Source organism: Corynebacterium xerosis NBRC 16721 = ATCC 373, from assembly GCF_001552415.1.
Classification (GTDB): Bacteria; Actinomycetota; Actinomycetes; order Mycobacteriales; family Mycobacteriaceae; genus Corynebacterium; species Corynebacterium xerosis.
In genome coordinates this window covers 1-16,714 of the sequence record NZ_BCRD01000006.1, presented here as the reverse complement: position 1 = coordinate 16,714, position 16,714 = coordinate 1, and the positions used below count along the sequence as shown (strand labels likewise).

Annotated in this window: 15 protein-coding genes and 1 rRNA gene; all 16 read right to left on the bottom strand. The window is 70.4% G+C overall.

Annotated features, from left to right (window positions below):
* Positions 1-20: 20 nt before the first annotated feature.
* A complete protein-coding gene (locus tag CX1_RS10105) occupies positions 21-1,439 on the bottom strand; it encodes an HNH endonuclease signature motif containing protein (protein ID WP_052753245.1) in 1,419 nt (472 codons plus the stop codon).
* Positions 1,440-1,643: 204 nt separating this feature from the next.
* On the bottom strand, positions 1,644-2,465 hold the full coding sequence (locus tag CX1_RS10100; RefSeq protein ID WP_174520168.1) for a segregation and condensation protein A: 822 nt from the start codon (positions 2,463-2,465) through the stop codon (positions 1,644-1,646).
* Positions 2,466-2,529: 64 nt separating this feature from the next.
* Positions 2,530-3,402, bottom strand: a complete 873-nt coding sequence (locus tag CX1_RS10095) for a ParA family protein (protein WP_046650680.1) — start codon at positions 3,400-3,402, stop codon at positions 2,530-2,532.
* Between the two features lie 111 nt (positions 3,403-3,513).
* Positions 3,514-4,449, bottom strand: a complete 936-nt coding sequence (locus CX1_RS10090; RefSeq protein WP_046650681.1) for a site-specific tyrosine recombinase XerD — start codon at positions 4,447-4,449, stop codon at positions 3,514-3,516.
* Complete coding sequence (locus CX1_RS10085) at positions 4,450-5,175, bottom strand: NUDIX domain-containing protein (protein ID WP_082719295.1); 726 nt, start codon at positions 5,173-5,175, stop codon at positions 4,450-4,452.
* Between the two features lie 10 nt (positions 5,176-5,185).
* Positions 5,186-6,853 carry a CTP synthase gene (pyrG, locus tag CX1_RS10080; protein WP_060925621.1) on the bottom strand — a complete coding sequence of 556 codons (1,668 nt, stop codon included), beginning with the start codon at positions 6,851-6,853 and terminating at the stop codon, positions 5,186-5,188.
* A gap of 233 nt (positions 6,854-7,086) precedes the next feature.
* Complete coding sequence (locus CX1_RS10075; RefSeq protein ID WP_060925620.1) at positions 7,087-8,028, bottom strand: copper transporter; 942 nt, start codon at positions 8,026-8,028, stop codon at positions 7,087-7,089.
* A gap of 15 nt (positions 8,029-8,043) precedes the next feature.
* Positions 8,044-9,228 carry a putative cytokinetic ring protein SteA gene (gene steA / locus CX1_RS10070; protein WP_046650682.1) on the bottom strand — a complete coding sequence of 395 codons (1,185 nt, stop codon included), beginning with the start codon at positions 9,226-9,228 and terminating at the stop codon, positions 8,044-8,046.
* A gap of 59 nt (positions 9,229-9,287) precedes the next feature.
* Positions 9,288-10,988, bottom strand: a complete 1,701-nt coding sequence (recN, locus tag CX1_RS10065) for a DNA repair protein RecN (protein ID WP_060925619.1) — start codon at positions 10,986-10,988, stop codon at positions 9,288-9,290.
* A 7-nt stretch (positions 10,989-10,995) separates the two neighbouring features.
* Positions 10,996-11,934, bottom strand: a complete 939-nt coding sequence (locus CX1_RS10060; protein ID WP_046650683.1) for an NAD kinase — start codon at positions 11,932-11,934, stop codon at positions 10,996-10,998.
* Positions 11,931-12,767 carry a TlyA family RNA methyltransferase gene (locus CX1_RS10055; RefSeq protein ID WP_046650685.1) on the bottom strand — a complete coding sequence of 279 codons (837 nt, stop codon included), beginning with the start codon at positions 12,765-12,767 and terminating at the stop codon, positions 11,931-11,933. Before CX1_RS10055 ends, CX1_RS10060 begins: the two co-directional genes overlap by 4 nt.
* Entirely contained in the window at positions 12,760-13,005 is a 246-nt protein-coding gene (locus CX1_RS10050; protein WP_060925618.1) for a hypothetical protein, read from the bottom strand. The genes CX1_RS10055 and CX1_RS10050 overlap by 8 nt, the downstream gene beginning before the upstream one ends.
* Positions 13,006-13,013: 8 nt before the next feature.
* Positions 13,014-14,057, bottom strand: a complete 1,044-nt coding sequence (locus CX1_RS10045) for an HAD-IIA family hydrolase (protein WP_060925617.1) — start codon at positions 14,055-14,057, stop codon at positions 13,014-13,016.
* 49 nt (positions 14,058-14,106) lie between these two features.
* The gene (locus CX1_RS12105; protein WP_046651536.1) at positions 14,107-15,309 is read right to left on the bottom strand and encodes a tetratricopeptide repeat protein; all 1,203 of its coding nucleotides are present in this window, start codon (positions 15,307-15,309) and stop codon (positions 14,107-14,109) included.
* A 168-nt stretch (positions 15,310-15,477) separates the two neighbouring features.
* Positions 15,478-16,368 carry an RNase H family protein gene (locus tag CX1_RS12100; protein WP_046651537.1) on the bottom strand — a complete coding sequence of 297 codons (891 nt, stop codon included), beginning with the start codon at positions 16,366-16,368 and terminating at the stop codon, positions 15,478-15,480.
* Between the two features lie 169 nt (positions 16,369-16,537).
* A 5S ribosomal RNA gene (rrf, locus tag CX1_RS10030) occupies positions 16,538-16,654 on the bottom strand.
* Positions 16,655-16,714: the final 60 nt, after the last annotated feature.

Sequence of the window (16,714 nt, the reverse complement as noted above, 5' to 3'; positions counted from 1 at the left end):
TGGTGTGATCCGTGGTGTGATCAAAACGGCGGCACATCCGGGTACTTCTTCATCTTCTGTTTGAGCGGCAGCTCCGATTCCGGGCCCGACGCATTGGGGCCGTACAAATCCTCCCATTTCTTCATCGCCGCATCTTGGGCTTCCTCGGTCACTCGCTTGGCTTCGGCTTCTTCGGCGATGCGCCGCGCGTTATGCTCGGCACGCGCTCCGGTCAATCGGGTGGCGCGGGCATCGAAGGTCTGGCGGCCGAATCCCGCCAGCGGCCCCTGCGGGACGGTCACATACCGATGTTCGCCGTCCGCGCTCGTCCACACCTCGGTTCCATCGGGATGGGCTTCCACGTCCCACAACTTCGCGGTCTTCAGGTTGTGGTGGCGACGACACAGGCAGTGCAAGTTCCCAGTGGCGGTCGGCCCGCCGGCGTCGGGATCGTCATGGTCGTAGTTCTGCACGTGATCCTTGTCGTCCCGGTGCGCGGGCTTGTCGCAGCCGGGGAACCGGCAGACGCCGTCGCGCCCTTCGACGAAGGCGTCCATGGCGTCGGTGGGCACGTACCCGTCGGTCTTGCCGTTCGACGACAACCGCAGATGAGTCAACCGCTTGACCCATTCGTCGGTCGCCACCGCATCGAGCCACCCCGGACCCGACATCCAGGCGGGGCCGCCGGCGACGTCCTGGTAGACGTTGAAGACGACCTTGACCTCCTTCGCCGTGCCCCGCAACGCATGCAAGAGGGCTTCTCTGCGGCCGCAACCATGGGCGGCGCCCACGGCGTCGAGAATCGCGAGCACCTCCCGCCCCTGATCCGCGCGCAACGTCACCCGCATCGTCGAGTGGGTGGCGGAGCGTTCGTCGACGTTGAAGTTCGGGTCCTCCGATGGCTTCGGCGCGGGCTCGTCCTCCGGATCATCGGGCCGGGCCAGAGGCTGAATGTCGCCGATGATGCGGCACATCGCCGACGCCATCGACCGGTGGCCGACGAGAGTTTGACCGTTCCTCTTCGGCGCCAGGTAGCGCAGCAGCCGGTCGCAGAACTCCTCGACGTGGTCGTCGGACAGGGGGATCACCGCCTGGGCGATCATCTTCAGGTGCGACCACGGCAAAAACGGTCGCTCCTCCAACACCTCGGCCAACGTCGGCAAGCGGTCCAGCATGAGGCCCACGTCGCAGTAGTCCAGCCCGACCCCGTACGTGACGCCGAGTCGCGGCGCGACGCGCGCCAGATGATCCTCGACGTCGGCCACGGAGTCGGGGCAGGTCAACTCGGCGACCCGGAGGTCACGTGCATTCCGTTCCAGGCCCGCGGCACACAGCGGGTCGGCGGCGTCCTCGTGAGCGTATCGGGTGTCGGGAAATTCGAATCGGCGGCCATCGTCCTGGCCGTCGGGTGGATCGTCGTCGTTGCGGTGTTCCGGACCTGCGCAGCCGTCTACGGCCATGGCCTATCCCCGGTGTTCGTTCGAATGATCGTTCAAGCGGGCTTTTCGACGAACTCCCCCGACCCCCAAGTCGCGGGAGGTGACGGCAACCAACTTCCCCCGCCGTCACCGGCAACGATACCCGCATTCGAACGCATGCGCTACCCGAACCCAAATCACCGGCGTCGCAGGTGAATTGATCGATCACATATTTGAACCAGGCCCCTACTCCCAGTTCGACGCCGCTACGACGGTCGGATCGACGTCGAGGCCGGTCCAGGAGACGGTGAGCTCCTCGAGGGCCTCCTCCTGCTCGGTCTCGATGGCCTTGGCGCGGTACAGCTCCAGCAACGCCAGGAACCGCCCGACGACCTCCATGGACACGCGGCATTCCGACGTCAGCTGCGCGAACGTCAGCCACGTCCCCTCGCCGGCGATGCGCAGCGCGTCGAGGATGCGCCCGGCCTGCTCCGGCACCGACACGGCGACCTGGTGGATGTGACCGATGCCGACCTCCTCCGGCGGCTTCGGGCGCATGACGACGGCAGCGAACTCCGCGAACGACTGAGCATCCATCCCCAGCTCGACCGGCGGCAACAGGCCCTCGAACCCGGGGTCGGGGCCCGTGGCACGCGGGTACCGGTGCGGGGCGACGCGGGCCCAATCGGCGAACAGGTCGGCGACGCGGCTGTAGGCGCGGTACTGCAAAAGGCGGGCGAACAGCAGGTCTCGGGCCTCGAGCAGAGCCAGGTCCTCTTCGTCGTCGACGTCGCCGCGCGGCAGCAGGCGGGCGGTCTTCAAGTCGAGCAGGGTCGCGGCGACGACGAGGAACTCGGTGATCTCGTCGAGGTCGCCCACCGCATCCAGGCTGCGGGTATACGCGATGAACTCGTCGGTCACCGCCGCCAACGCCACCTCGGTGACGTCCATCTTCTTCGACCCGATCAACTGCAGAAGAAGGTCGAACGGCCCCGTGAAGTTGGCCAGCGCCACCCGGAACCCGGTGAGCTCCTCTTGCACGGGTTCGGTCGGCGCGGCTTCCGTCACCGCGCCTTCGGCGATCGGTGGCTCGACCCCCCGCACCGGCTCGTCGGAAAGCAAAGGCAGTCCCTCACCCGCCGGTGCGCTCGATGACCTCGCGCGCCAAGTTGCGGTACTGGTCGGCGCCCGGGGACTTCGGCGCCCAACGGGTGATGGGCTCGCCGGCGACGGACGTCTCGGGGAAACGCACCGTGCGCGTGATCACCGTGTCGAAGACGGTGTCGCCGAAGACCTCGATGAGCCGCTCCATCACCTCGCGGGCGTGCAGCGTGCGGCGGTCGAACATGGTCACCAGGATGCCCAGGACCTCGAGGTCGAAGTTCAGGCGATCGCGGACCTTGCCCACCGTGTCGGTGAGCAGCGCCAGGCCGCGCAGCGAGAAGTACTCGCACTCCATGGGGATGATCACGCCCTGCGCGATGGTCAAAGCGTTGACGGTCAGCAGGCCCAGCGACGGCTGGCAGTCGACGATGATGAAGTCGTAGTCGCGGCGCACCGGGCGCAGCGCACGGCCCAGCGCCTGCTCGCGGCCGACCTCGTTGACCAGCTGGATCTCCGCGGCCGACAGGTCGATGTTCGCCGGCACCAGATCCAGGCCCGGCACCGACGTGTGGTGGATGGCGTCGCGGACGTCGGTGTCCGAATCGATGATCAGGTTGTAGACCGTCAGATCCAGATCCTCGTGCGGGATGCCCAGGCCCGCCGACAGTGCGCCCTGCGGATCCAGGTCGACCAGCAGGACCTTGCGGCCGAACTCCGCCAGCGCCGCGCCCATGTTGATGGTCGACGTGGTCTTGCCCACGCCGCCCTTCTGGTTGCACATGGCCAGGATCGTCGCCGGCCCATGGGACTCCAGGGGCTTCGGCTCGGGCAGCTCGCGCAGGGGACGGCCGGTGAGGCCCACCTGCATGCCCTCGGCGTCGAACAAGCCCGACTCAGCCACCGTCAACCCCTATTCCTTGACAATCTGTGGACCCTTCGAGCCAACCGCCCGAAAGGATGGTGCGAACCACTGCGGGAGAATGCGACTCCCTCGCGACCACTGTACCGGCGCTCACCGCGCCCGCGGGTGAGCACCCGCCCAAACCCGGCGGAGATTATCGGCCGTGACCATCGTGTAGATCTGCGTCGTGGTCACCGACGCGTGCCCCAGCAGCTCCTGCACGGAGCGGACGTCGACGCCGCCCTCGAGCAAATGCGTGGCGAAACTGTGCCGCAACGTATGCGGCGACACCCGCCCGGCCAGGCCGGCGCGCTCCGCGACGACCGCCAGAATGTTCGCCGCCGACTGCCGCGACATCCGCCGGCCCAGCGAATTGATCAGCAGCGCCGGGCCGGAGTTCGCCCGCGCCCACCCGGGCCGCCCGCGCACCAGCCACGCGTCGACGGCCTCGATCGCCGGGCCGCCGACGGGAACGATGCGCTCCTTGCCGCCCTTGCCGCGCAGCAGCACCAGGCGCTCCTCGCGGTCGAGGTCGTCGACGTCGAGCCCGGTCACCTCCGACACGCGCGCGCCCGTCGAGTACAGCAGCTCCACCAGCGCACGGTCGCGGACGTCGGCGACCTCGGCGGCCTCGCCGACGGGGATGGCGTCGATCAGTCGCGTGACCTCCTCCACCCGCAGCGCCTTCGGCAGCGAACTGCCCCTCTTCGGCGGAGCCACCGACGCCGCCACGTCGACGTCGACGTCGCCCTCGCCGACCGCGAACTTGTGCAGGCCCCGCACCGCCGACAGCGCGCGCGACACCGACGACGCGGCCATCGGCGGCTGCCCGGCGTCGACGTCGCCGCGCGACAGGTGCGCCACGAACGCGCCGACGTCGGACTCCGTCACCGCCCGCAAATCCGCGCGCCCCAGGCGATCCAGGTAGTCCAGGTACTTCGCCAGGTCGCGCCGGTACGCGCCGAGCGTGTTCGCCGACGCCCCGCGCTCCACCGCCAGATGGTCGAAGAACGCCTCCGCCACGCGCCGCGCCGCAGTCCCCGCCACCTAATCCCCCGCTTCCGGCACGTGCTTCAGGTCCGCGTCCGGGCCCAGCGCCGCGGCCCGGCGGTCCGCGAGCCGGGTGGGGCGGATCGCGAAGGGCACGTCCGCTTCACGACGGACCCTGCCTTCCGACAACGTCACGTGCGCGCAGAGAATGCCCGCCACCGCGATGGAGTTGAGAACCTCGCCGCGGATGACCATGTCCGCCGCTTCCGCGAGGTCGACCCAGGATTCCGTCATGTCGGCCTCCTCGTCCTCGGGTTCGGGGCGGTCGGCGTCGGAAAGCCCCTCGGCCAGGTAAATGCGGACGGTTTCCTCCGCGAAGCCCGGGGACACGTAGATGTCGGTGAGCAGCGACCACCGCTCGGCGGCCACGCCGGCCTCCTCGGCGAGCTCGCGGCGGGCGGCCACCAGCGGGTCCTCCCCGGCGACGTCGAGGATGCCGGCGGGCAACTCGATCAGGCGGTCGCGCGCCGTCTGCCGCCACTGGCGCAGCAGGCAGATGCGGCCGTCGTCGTCGAGGGCGACCACCGCGACGGCGCCGAAGTGCTCGACGATCTCGCGCGCGGCGATGCGGCCGCCCGGCATGCGCACCCGATCGCGGCGCAGGGCGATGATCGGCGCCTCGACGAGGATCTCGGAGTCGACGACGTCGAAGGCGTGGGCGCCGGCGGACGGCGCCGTGGACTCGGACGAGGACTGTGCGGCGGACTGGGGCGTGGATGTCATAATCAACTGCCTACCCTCGCGCGGCGGATTCCGCGAGCGCCGCCCCGAGCAGGCCCGCGAACAGCGGATGCGGATTCGTCGGCCGGGACTTGTACTCCGGGTGGGCCTGGGTGGCCACGAAGAACGGGTGCTCCTCGCGCGGGTACTCCACGAACTCGACCAGCGCCCCGTCCGGCGACGTGCCCGAAATGACCAGGCCCGCCGACTCGATGGCGTCGCGGTAGGCGTTGTTGACCTCGTAGCGGTGGCGGTGGCGCTCGGACACCTCGGTCGCGCCGTAAACGTCCGCGGTGACCGACCCCTCCGCCAGCACCGCCGGATACGCGCCCAGGCGCATCGACCCGCCGAGGTCCGCCTCGCCGGACACCGCCGCCAGCTGCTCCGCCATCGTCGCGATCACCGGCGACGGCGTGGCCTCGTCGAACTCCGACGACGACGCACCCGGCACGCCCCCGCGCCGCGCCGCCTCGATCACCGCGCACTGCATGCCCAGGCACAGGCCCAGCAGCGGGATCCGGTTTTCACGGCAATGCGCGATAGCCCCGATCTTGCCCTCGATGCCCCGGATGCCGAAGCCCCCGGGCACCACCACCGCATCGGCGCCGGCGAGCTGCTCCGCCGCGCCCTCCGGCGTCTCGCACGAATCCGACGCCACCCACCGGACGTTCGCCCGCGCACCGTGGGCGAAACCGCCGGCGCGGATGGCCTCCGCCACCGACAGGTACGCGTCCGGCAGGTCGACGTACTTGCCCACCAGCGCCACGGTCACCTCGCGCGACGGCCGGTGCACCCGGTCGAGCAGGCCGCCCCACTCCTCCCAATCCAGGTCGCGGAACGGCAGCCCCAGGCGGCGCACGATGAACGTGTCCAGGTGTTCGTCGTGAAGCACGCGCGGAATGTCGTAGATGCTCGCCGCATCCGGGCACGACACCACGCCCTCCTCGTCGACGTCGCACATCAGCGCGATCTTGCGCTTCAGTGCGCCGGGCACCTCGCGGTCGCAGCGCAGCACCACCGAATCCGGCACCAGGCCGATCGACCGCAGCTCGGCCACGGAATGCTGCGTCGGCTTCGTCTTCAGCTCCCCCGACGGCTTCAGGTACGGCACCAACGACACGTGCAGGTAGTGGATGTTCTCGCGGCCGACGTCGTGGCGCACCTGGCGGGCGGCCTCGAGGAAGGGCTGCGACTCGATGTCGCCGACGGTGCCGCCGATCTCGGTGATCACCACGTCGGGGCGCAGGCCGTTGGCGTCCGGCCGGTCCATGCCGGTGATCCGCGACTTGATCTCGTCGGTGATGTGCGGGATGACCTGCACCGTCTCGCCCAGGAATTCTCCGCGCCGCTCCTTCGCGATCACCGACGAGTACACCTTGCCCGTGGTGACGTTCGCCCCGCCGTCCAGGTCGCGGTCCAGGAACCGCTCGTAGTGGCCCAGGTCCAGGTCGGTTTCGGCGCCGTCCTCGGTGACGAAGACCTCGCCGTGCTGGAACGGGTTCATCGTGCCGGGGTCGACGTTGAGGTACGGGTCCAGCTTCTGCATGGTCACCCGCAGCCCGCGCGACGACAGCAGCCGCCCCAGGCTCGACGCCGTCAGGCCCTTGCCCAACGACGACGCCACCCCTCCCGTGACGATGATGTACTTCGTGATGTGCCGGCCACCGCGCTCGCTCGCCATGCCCACTCAACTCCCGGGGTCTCGCTCGGGCGGCGGGCGCGCCACCGGTTGTCGGGGGTGTCCGCCGCAGGCCGTCTCGTGTCGACCACGGAACCTCAGGCTAAGCGGGCGGGGCACCGCAACCAAGCGAAAAACCATGCTTGACGACGCTTTTCGCGCCGCATCACACCGCGCCGGGCAGATTCAACGGTGGGGAAATCGACGTGAAACACGGCGGTAACACGCCGGGGCGATCACTCCGCTGCGGGGGCCTCCTCGGCGGGCGCCTCTTCCACGGGGGCTTCTCCGGTGGGAGCCTCCCCGCCCTTTCCCTCCACGATCGCGCGGACCACGCCCACGCGGCCGGCGGGGTCGCCGATGGCGGCCTGGGTGCGCACGGCGCCGGCGGTGCGCGAATTCTCGAGCACCTCGATCACGCCGCCGTCGCGGTCGGCCTCGGGCCCGCCGGCGACGACGACCGTGCCGTCGGCGGACAGGGCCTCGGCGAAGTCCGCGAGAATGCGCGAACCGACCGTCGGGTCCTCCCCCTCGCCATTGCCGGAGCCGGTGACCAGCACGATCGCGGCGGTCGGCCGCAGCGTGCCGTCCTCGTACTCAATGAAGCCCGCGTCGCGCAGCGACCCCAGCAGCAGACGGCGGTCGGCGACGTTCGCGCGCTCGGTCGCCCCCTCCCCGACCAACAGCACCGGCGACAGCGCCTGGCCGGCCTGGAAACCGGGGTCGCGGCGCTCCACGTCGAGCTCCGTGCCGGCGGGCAGCGCGGTGGTGACCACGTCCTTCAGCTCGTCCGCGCCCTCGGCCGAACGGAACTTTTCGGTCAGGCCCATCCGCGAAATCTCCGGCGAACCGGCGTCGCGGAGCAGCTGCTCCATCGCGTCCACCGCGCCGGAATCGGCGTCCGGGGTGGTCACCAGCAACGCCGGGACGTCGGAAAGCGAACCGTCGACGACCTGCGCCGCCAGATCCTCCACGACCGAATTGGCCGCATCGGCGCGGGTATTGGCCGAATCGCGCTCGACGATAGCCGCGTCACGCTCCTCCGCCGCCTGCGCGCCGCCCCACTCGATGCCGCCCTCCGGCGCCAGCACGTAGGCGCCCAACGCCGTACCCGCCGCAATGCCCAGTGCCGCACCCGTGATGCCGGCGCTCCACGCGCCCGACCGCTTCCTCGCCATGATCGCCGACCCCCGCTAGTTGAACAGGCCCTGGAACCACAGGGCGATGGAATTCCACGTGTCGACGAGGTTCTCGCCCACCGAGCCGTCGCCCGCCGTGCCGGCGATGGCGATGATGACCGCCAACGCCACGATGATCGCCAGCAGCGCCCACATGAAACGCAGACCGCCGCCCTCCACGCGGTACAGATCCGCCACGACGTCGCCGTCGACGAGTTTGTCGCCCGCCTTCAGGCGGCTGAGCAGCGCCGACGGCAGGCCGCGCTGGTCCGCGCCGCCATAGACGTCGTCCTGGTCCAGCCGCGAGCCGACGTTGACGATCATCGACGCGCCATGATGGTCTGCCAGCACCAGCGCCAGGTCCGTCGCCGAATCCGACAGCGCCGGGAAGGTCATCGCGCCGATGCCCAGATCCTGGATGTGCTCCAGGCCCTGGGCGTGCCCGTCCGGGTCCGCCGGCAGGATCACGCGCGCACCGGAGCGCAGCGTCTCCGACCGGATTCCCTCGGGATCGCCGATGATCAGGTCCGGCTCGTAGCCCTGCCCGACCAACGCATCCGCGCCGGCGTCGACGCCGATGAGCACCGGATCGAACTCGCGGATGAAGCCCTTGAGGTTCTTCAGCGTCTCCTCGTGGCCCGCGCCGGGGCTGACCAGCAGCACCTTGCGGCCGGCGAGCTTGGTCTCCACGTCGGGGATGCCCAGGCCATCGACGTACAGCGGCGATTCCGTCGCCGCGAACTCCACGAAGTTGCCGGAAAACGCCTCCAGCCGGTCGACCATCCCGGTGCGGGCGTCGTCGAAGTCCTTGGAGATCTTGTCCATGGTGACCTCGTCGCCGGCCGCCACTCGACGATCGCCGAGGTACAGCTTGCCCTCGTACAGGCGGTGCACCTTGCCGTCGCGGATCTTCGACGCCTCGGACGGCACCGCGTTCTCGACGAGGACCACGTCGGCGTCGAGAAGCATCTGCGGGCCGAAATTGGGGACGACGCCGGTGGTGAACGCACCGGTGTTGACGACCGCCCCGGCCTTCGCGTCGATGATCCGCTGGGCCAGCACGCGGGTGATGTCGGGCGCGTCGACGACGACGATGTCGCCCTCGCCGAGCTTGTTCAGCGCGCGGTCGGAGCGCAGGCAATCCCGGACGACGCCCTTGATGCCGGGCTCGTCGACGGTCTTCTTCGAGAACAGACTCATGGGCCACAGTGTGCCGCCGAGTCGCGGAGGTTCGGCGGAGGCGCGCCGATGGTCCGCCGTTACTTCGCCGCGCCCCGGTCGGCCTGCGCCTTCTCCAGCAGATCCGTCGCATGCGCGCGGCCCGACTCGGTGCCGTCGAGGCCCGCCATCATCCGCGCGAGTTCCTCGATGCGGCGGTCCCGGTCGAGCTCGCCCACGCCCGAGACGACGCCGTCCTCGGCGACGTCCTTGGCCACGTGCAAGTGGGTGTCGGCGTAGGCCGCGACCTGCGGCAAGTGCGTGACGACGATGACCTGGTTGCGTTCGGCCAATCGCGCCAGGCGGCGCCCGATTTCCACGGCCGCGCGGCCGCCGACGCCGGCGTCGACCTCGTCGAAGACCAGGGTGCGGCCGCCGTCGCCCTCGGCGAGGACGACCTCCAGCGCCAGCATGACGCGGGAGAGTTCGCCGCCGGAGGCGCTGCCGGCCAGCGGGCGCGGCTCGGCGCCCTTGTGGGCCGACAGCAGGAAGGACACGTCGTCGGCGCCGACGGGACCGAAGGAACCGGACGGCGCGACCTCCACGACCAGCGACGTCATCGGCATGGCCAGGCCCTTGAGCTCCGCGGTGACGCGGCGGCCCAGGTCGCCCGCGAGCTCGGTGCGGACCTTGGTCAGTTTCTTCGCGGCCGCCTTGACCTTCTTCTCCAGGGCGGCGACGTCGGCGGCGAGCTTGTCCAGGGCCTCGCCCGAGACGTCGAGCGAGCCGAGCTTGCGCCGCGCCTTGTCGCGCCACTGCAGCACGCCGTCGATGTCGGGGGCGTACTTGCGCGTGAGATTGCGGATCTCCGCCTGGCGGGCCAGCAGCCCGTCGAGGGATTCCGTCTCCTCGGGCAGACCCTCGAGGTAGGTGCCCAGGTCCGCGGAAACGTCCGTGAGCCCGCTGGTCAGTTCGCCGATGCGCTCGGCCAAGCCGACGAGTTCGGAGTCGCCGGAGTTGGCCAGGGCGTGCTGGGCGCGGCCGAGGAGGTCGGCGGCGCCGTCTTCCTCGTCGATGGAGCCCCACGCCGTCGAGGCCGCCTCGCGAAGGCCATCGAGATCCTGCATGCGGCGGATGGTCTGGGTCAGCTCGACGTCCTCGCCCGGTTCGGGGTCGACGGCGTCGATCTCCTCCAGCGCGAACGTCAGCTGATCGGCGCGCATGGCCAGCTCGCGGCGCTTGGTGGTGCGCTCCTCGAGGTCCTTGGCCGCGGTGCGCCACTCGCGCCGCACCGCGCGGTAGGCCTCCAGCAGCGGAGCCACACGGTCGCCGCCGAGGCGGTCCAGCGCGGCGATCTGCTCGTCGCCGCCGAGCAGGCGCAGCTGGTCGTTCTGGCCGTGGATGGCCAGCACCGCGCCGGCGAGATCCGCCAGCGACGACGCCGGCGTGCCGCGTCCGCCGATCCACGCGCGGGAGCGCCCCTTCGCGGAGACCTGGCGCGCCAGCAGGATCTCGCCGTTTTCGTCCCTGTCCCCGCCGCATTCGGCGAGGATCTCCTCGACCGCGTCGGACAGCGGCCCCGCCAGATCATCGGTGGCCACGCGTCCTTCCACCAGGGCCTTCTCGGCGCCGGTGCGCACGCGGCCCGCATCGGCGCGGCCGCCGGACAGCAGGCGCAGGCCGGTGACGACCATCGTCTTGCCCGCACCGGTTTCACCGGTGAGCACCGTCAGGCCCGGGCTGAATTCCACCGTCGATTCGGGGATGACGCCGAGATCGCGGATGGTGAGCTCGGTCAGCATCGTCCGGTCACCGCCTCGGGCCCCGCCATCCGGTCACGGGCAGGCGGAACTTGTGCACCAACCGATCGGTGAACGGCGCCGCATCGAGGCGGACCCACTTCACCGGCTGCTCGCCGCGGGTGATCTCGATGCGGCTGCCCGGCGGCATGGGGATGTGGCGGAACCCGTCGAGCACCGCCTGGGCGGCGCTGGTCTGCGGATTCGACTCCACCGCCACCGTCGAATGCGGCGACACGACCATCGGGCGGTCGAACAGGGCGTGGGCGTTGTTGGGCACCACCAGGATCGCGTCGAGCTCCGGCCACAGCACCGGGCCGCCGGCGGAGAACGCGTAGGCGGTCGATCCGGTCGGCGTGGAGATGAGCACGCCGTCGCAGCCGTAGGAGCTCACCGGGCGCTCGTCGACCTCCAGCACGACGTCGAGGACGCCGCGGCGGTTGAGGTTTTCGATGCTGACCTCGTTGAGCGCCCAGCCGGTGCCGATGACCCGGCCATCGTTGTCGCGCACCGTCGCGCGGATGGTCATCCGGTCCTCGACGCGCCAGCTGCGGTCGATGACCCGCTGGATCGCCTCGGTCATCGACTCCTGCTCCCATTCGGCCAGGAACCCGACGTGGCCCATGTTGATGCCCAACACTGGCAGGTCCATCGAATGGGCGATGTCCGCCGCGCGCAGGAACGTCCCGTCGCCGCCGAGCACGAGCACCAGCTCGCACCCGTTGGCGGCCTGCGGCGAATGCCCGAAGCGCGGGTACTTGCCCAGCACGGGGTGGCGCAGCAGCTTCGACGGGTCATCGCCGGCGAGCACGCGCACGCCGATGCCCGCGCCCTCGAGCAGCTCGGCAGCCTCGGCGGCCATCTCCAGATTCGCGCTGCGGCCGGCATGGGGCACCAGCAGTACCTGGCGGTCGCCGCGGTCGTCCCGGCCGTCGTCGTAGTCCGTCATTGCGGGCCCTCCTGCACTGCGCGTTCGATCATCTCGTCCAGCTTCCCATCATCGACGTCCGACGCGCCACCGTCCTTGACCAGCCAGAGGAAATACTCCACGTTGCCGGACGGGCCGGGCAGCGGGCTGGCCACCACGCCACGCACCGACGTCCCCAACGTGCGGGCGAAGCGGGCGACGTCGCCGACGACTTCCGCGCGCAGCGCGGGGCTGCGCACCACGCCACCGTGGCCGAGGCGGTCCTTGCCGACCTCGAACTGCGGCTTGACCATCGGCAACAGTTCGGCACCGTCGGCCAGGCTGTCGACCAGCGCCGGCAGCGTCAACCGCAGCGAAATGAAAGACAGGTCCCCCACCATCACGTCGGCCGGGCCGCCGATCATCTCGGGCGTCAGCGTCCGGACGTTCGTGCGGTCGAGCACGGTCACGCGGTCATCGTCGCGAAGCCTCCAGATCAGCTGCCCGTAGCCGACGTCGACGGCGATGACCTCCGCCGCGCCCCGGCGCAGGCACACGTCGGTGAAACCACCGGTCGACGCGCCGGCGTCGATGATCCGGCGGCCGGCCAGGCTCAGGCCCTCCGGCTCGAATGCCTCGAGGGCGCCGATGAGCTTGTGCGCGCCGCGCGACGCCCAGTTGGCGTCGTCGGCGTCCTCGGCCACGCGGATGGACACGTCGCCGGTCACCGACGTCGCGGGTTTCGTCGCGGCCATGCCGTTGACCGTCACCCGGCCGTGCTTGATCAGTTCCACGGCGTGTTCGCGGGAACGGGCGATCTTGCGGCGCACCAGTTCCGCGTCGAGCCGACGCTTCGGCGTCGATCCCTTACCCACGGCCGGCCCCCTCACCGCCGAGCGCGTCCTGCAGCAGCGCGTGAGCGCGCTCCATCTGCGCGGCGCGGTCGGCGGGAGTCGGCGCGGGGGCCTCGAGCGTCTCCATCACTTGACGACGGAGCCGCTCCGGATCCACCGCCCCGCCCGCGAGAGCGGCGGCCGCGTCGGCGGGCGTGGGCGACGACCCTGCGGCGGACGAGCCGGGGCCGGGAACCGGGGCGTTGCCGGGAACTGCCATGGCCCGGATCACCGCCAGGCGGCGACCGCGGCGGCCGCGGCCTCGGAGGTGGTGCGCACGCCGGTCACCGGGGCGGTCGACGGGGCCCCGTCGGCGTCGAACCACGCCACGGAAGCGGCGGTCAGCAGCGCCGCGACTGCGGCGCGCGCCGGATCCGCCAAACGCGCGTCGGAGGCGTCGCCCCCGCCGATGACGATCACGGCCGGATCGTCGGCGTCGCGCTCCGCGGTGAACCCCGCCTGCGGGCGCGGCTCGGCATGTTCCGCCGGGGCGACCAGCGCACTCATGTCCGCGCCGATGAGAGTCGGACGCTCCTCCGGGATCGCCGACAGGGTTTCATGGTGCCCGGAGATGCCGGTGACGGTCATCAACGTGTCGTAACCCGCCGCATTGCCGCCGGCGATGTCGGTGTTCAGGCGGTCGCCGATGACGATGGGCCGTTCCGACTCCAGGCGCGCGGCGCCACGGTGGAACATCGGCGGCAGCGGCTTGCCCGCGCTGCGCGGCTCGACGCCGGTGGCCGACACGATCGCGGCGACCATCGACCCGTTGCCGACGAGCAGGCCCCGCTCGGTCGGCAGCGTCGTGTCCAGGTTCGAAGCCAGGTACTTCGCGCCGCGGGAAATGGACAGCGCGGCCTCCGACATCATCGCCCAGTTCGTGCCCGGGTTGTGGCCCTGGAACACCGCCGCCGGCTCGTCGTCGGCGGAATCGACCAGCTCGTACCCGGCGTCGGTGGCCAGATCGCGGAAAGACTGGGCACCGAGGATGAGGACCTTCGAACCCTCCGGGATGATGTCCGCCGCCATCTCGATCGCCGCCTGCGCCGACGTCATCACGTCGTCGGCATCGCAGTCATAGCCGAGCGAACGAAGCTGCTCGGCGACCGTCTCCGGGGCCCGCGACGCATTGTTGGTGACGAACAACATCGGCAGACCGGCCTCGGTCAGCCCCTCCAGGGCGCCGGGGACCGCGCGCCCGCCTTCGTAGATGGTGCCGTCGAGGTCCAACAGCGCCGCATCGTAGCGGCCGGCCAGCAGTTCGTTGCTCATGAAAGCGTCGATCCAATCCTTGATGGTGTCGTGCCCGGTGCCGGGACTTTTACAGCTCGGCCGCGCGATCGCCGGCGTCGAGAAGCCCGTCCGGATCGAGATCCGCCGAGCGGTTGAACCACTCCCGGGCCTCGTCGGTGCGGCCGGCCGCAGCCAGCGCATCGGCGTAGGCGTAAAACAGTCGCGCGCCCTCGAAGTCCTTGCGCGACGGATCGAGGTCCTGCGCCTCGAGCTCAATGATCGCGGCGTCGAGATCGCCCATGTCGCGGCGCGCGCCGGCCACGACGATGGCCAGCTCGGTGCGGGATTCGTCGTCGAGCAGGCGGACCTCGTCGGAACGGCCCAGCTCGATGGCCTTTTCCGGGCGTCCGAGGCCGCGCTCGCAGTCGGCCATGACGGCCAGCAGGCCGGCGCCGCCGGAAATGCGGCGGGCGGCGCGCAGCTCGGCGAGCGCCTCCTTCCACTCCCCGGCGTGGTACGCGGCGACGCCGTTGGTCTCGCGGACCACGCCGACGCGGCCGGCACGGTCCTTCGCCGCGCGAGCGTGGCGCAGCGCCAGCTTCGGGTCATCGGCCATCAGCGTGGCGGCCATGATCATGTGGCGCGCGACCTGGTCGGCGTTGTCCTTGGACAGGCTTTTCAGGTCCTGGCGCACCGACGGGTCGAGCTCGTCGGGCTGCACGTCCTCGGGCAGCGACGGCTCGTTCTGGCGCGCGACGATCCGCTCTTCGCGGAAACCCGGGCGCTGCGGGCCGGTGCGGGGCGCGCGCTTCTGGTCGTCCTGGAAGCGGCCACCGCGGTTGGAATGCCGACGGTCGCCACCGGGGCCGCCACGACGGTCATCGCGACGATCTCCACGCGGACCACCGGGACCACCACGGCGGTCGTCACGGCGATCTCCGCGCGGACCACCCGAACCACCGCGACGGTCATCGCGGCGGTCGTCACGGCGCCACTCGCGGTCGCCGCCACGGCGACGGTCATCGCCGCCCCAGTTGCCTCGGCCCTCGCGGCCCTCGCCACGCTCGTCGCGACGGCCTTCACGGCGATCTCCGCCACGATCATCGCGGCTCTCCCAGCGACGACCTCCCTGGCCACCCTGGCCACCGCGACCACCGCGGCCACCCTGGCCACGCCCACCGGAACGGCCGCCCTGGCCACCGCCGGGACGGCCTCCCCGGAATCCGCCGGGGCGACCGCCCTGACCTCCTCGACGCTCTCCGTCGGGACGCGAACCTTCGTTCTCGGCCATGTGTTGGCAGCTCCTTACGCAATTGATGCACTCGCGTGCCGCCGCCTCCGGGTCCCGGGACGATCGGCCGCTTGAAAATCTGGAAATGCGGGCTGGCGAACCAGTCACGGGCAGCACCCGTCACCGCATACAACGGCCCAGGCTACCAGCCCTGGCCCCCGCGTCCGTTCACGCGTGGACGGAAAGATGATGCGCGACGAGCACCGCGTCCGCCGACAAATCCCACGTCGACGTCGCCGTCCAACCGCTGCCCCGAGTGATGGCCACGCCCGTCGAGCCGATGACGTTCACCTCGGGCCGGGGAGCAGAGAAATCACCCGGGAACGCCGCCGAAAGATCCGCGGGGACCAGCGCCGCACGCTTCGTCAGAAACTGCAGCCGAGCGTCCTCCCCGTCGCGCGCCTTACCCGCCGCACGCACCAAGGTGGTCTGCGCGGCACGCACCTTCGACGCGGCCTCCGCGACCGGATCCGCTGCGACGTCGAAAAGCCCGCCCTGGGCCGCTTTACCGGACGTGCTTGACGACGCCTCCGCGGTCGCGGAAAAGCCGACGGTTTCGGGTGCGGCCATCATCAGTTCGGCGCTCTTCGTCGCACCCGGGAAGCCCGGGCCCTCGTTGGCGGGTTCACCGGCCTGAAACGAAGTCGCGGCGGCACGAGCGCGCTCATCTGCGGCCTCGTTCATCTCATGGCCGGCATGACCCTTGATCCATTCGAAACGGACGTTGCGGCCCTGCATGAGCCGATCGATGACGGACAGGATGTCGACGTTGAGCACGGGCTTGCCGTCGCGCTTCTTCCAGCCCTTCTTCTTCCAGCCCGGCATCCACTTCGTCACCGAGTTGATGACGTACTGCGAGTCGCAGAGAATGCGAAGTTCCTCGTCGGCGCGATGCGCCGTGGCCGCCAGCAGCTCGGCGACCGCCATCAGTTCGCCGCGGTTGTTCGTGCTCTTCTTCCAGCCGCCCGCGGCCCACGTGTCGTCGTCGATGTACCAGGACCAGCCGGCCGGACCGGGATTGCCGAGTGCCGAACCGTCTGCTGCGGCGATGATAGTCATGGGAGCCGATTGTAACGGGGTTCAAAAAAGCCCCGGGAAGCGGTCCCGACACATGAAATGCTTCGCCGAAAAGACCACGGAAATGCGAAAGAAGCCGTTGTCGGTGCCACACCCCACAACAGGGTGCGACACCAACAACGGCTCCAATCAATCTTCAAACCATGTTATTGGCCGGCGGTGACCTACTCTCCCACACCCTCCCAGGTGCAGTACCATCGGCGCAGGTGGGCTTAGCTTCCGGGTTCGGAATGGGACCGGGCGTGACCCCACCGCTATAACCACCGACACGTATACACGGGACACTTCGCAACCCACCACACGAAACCAACCAAGGTTATCGCGGGCC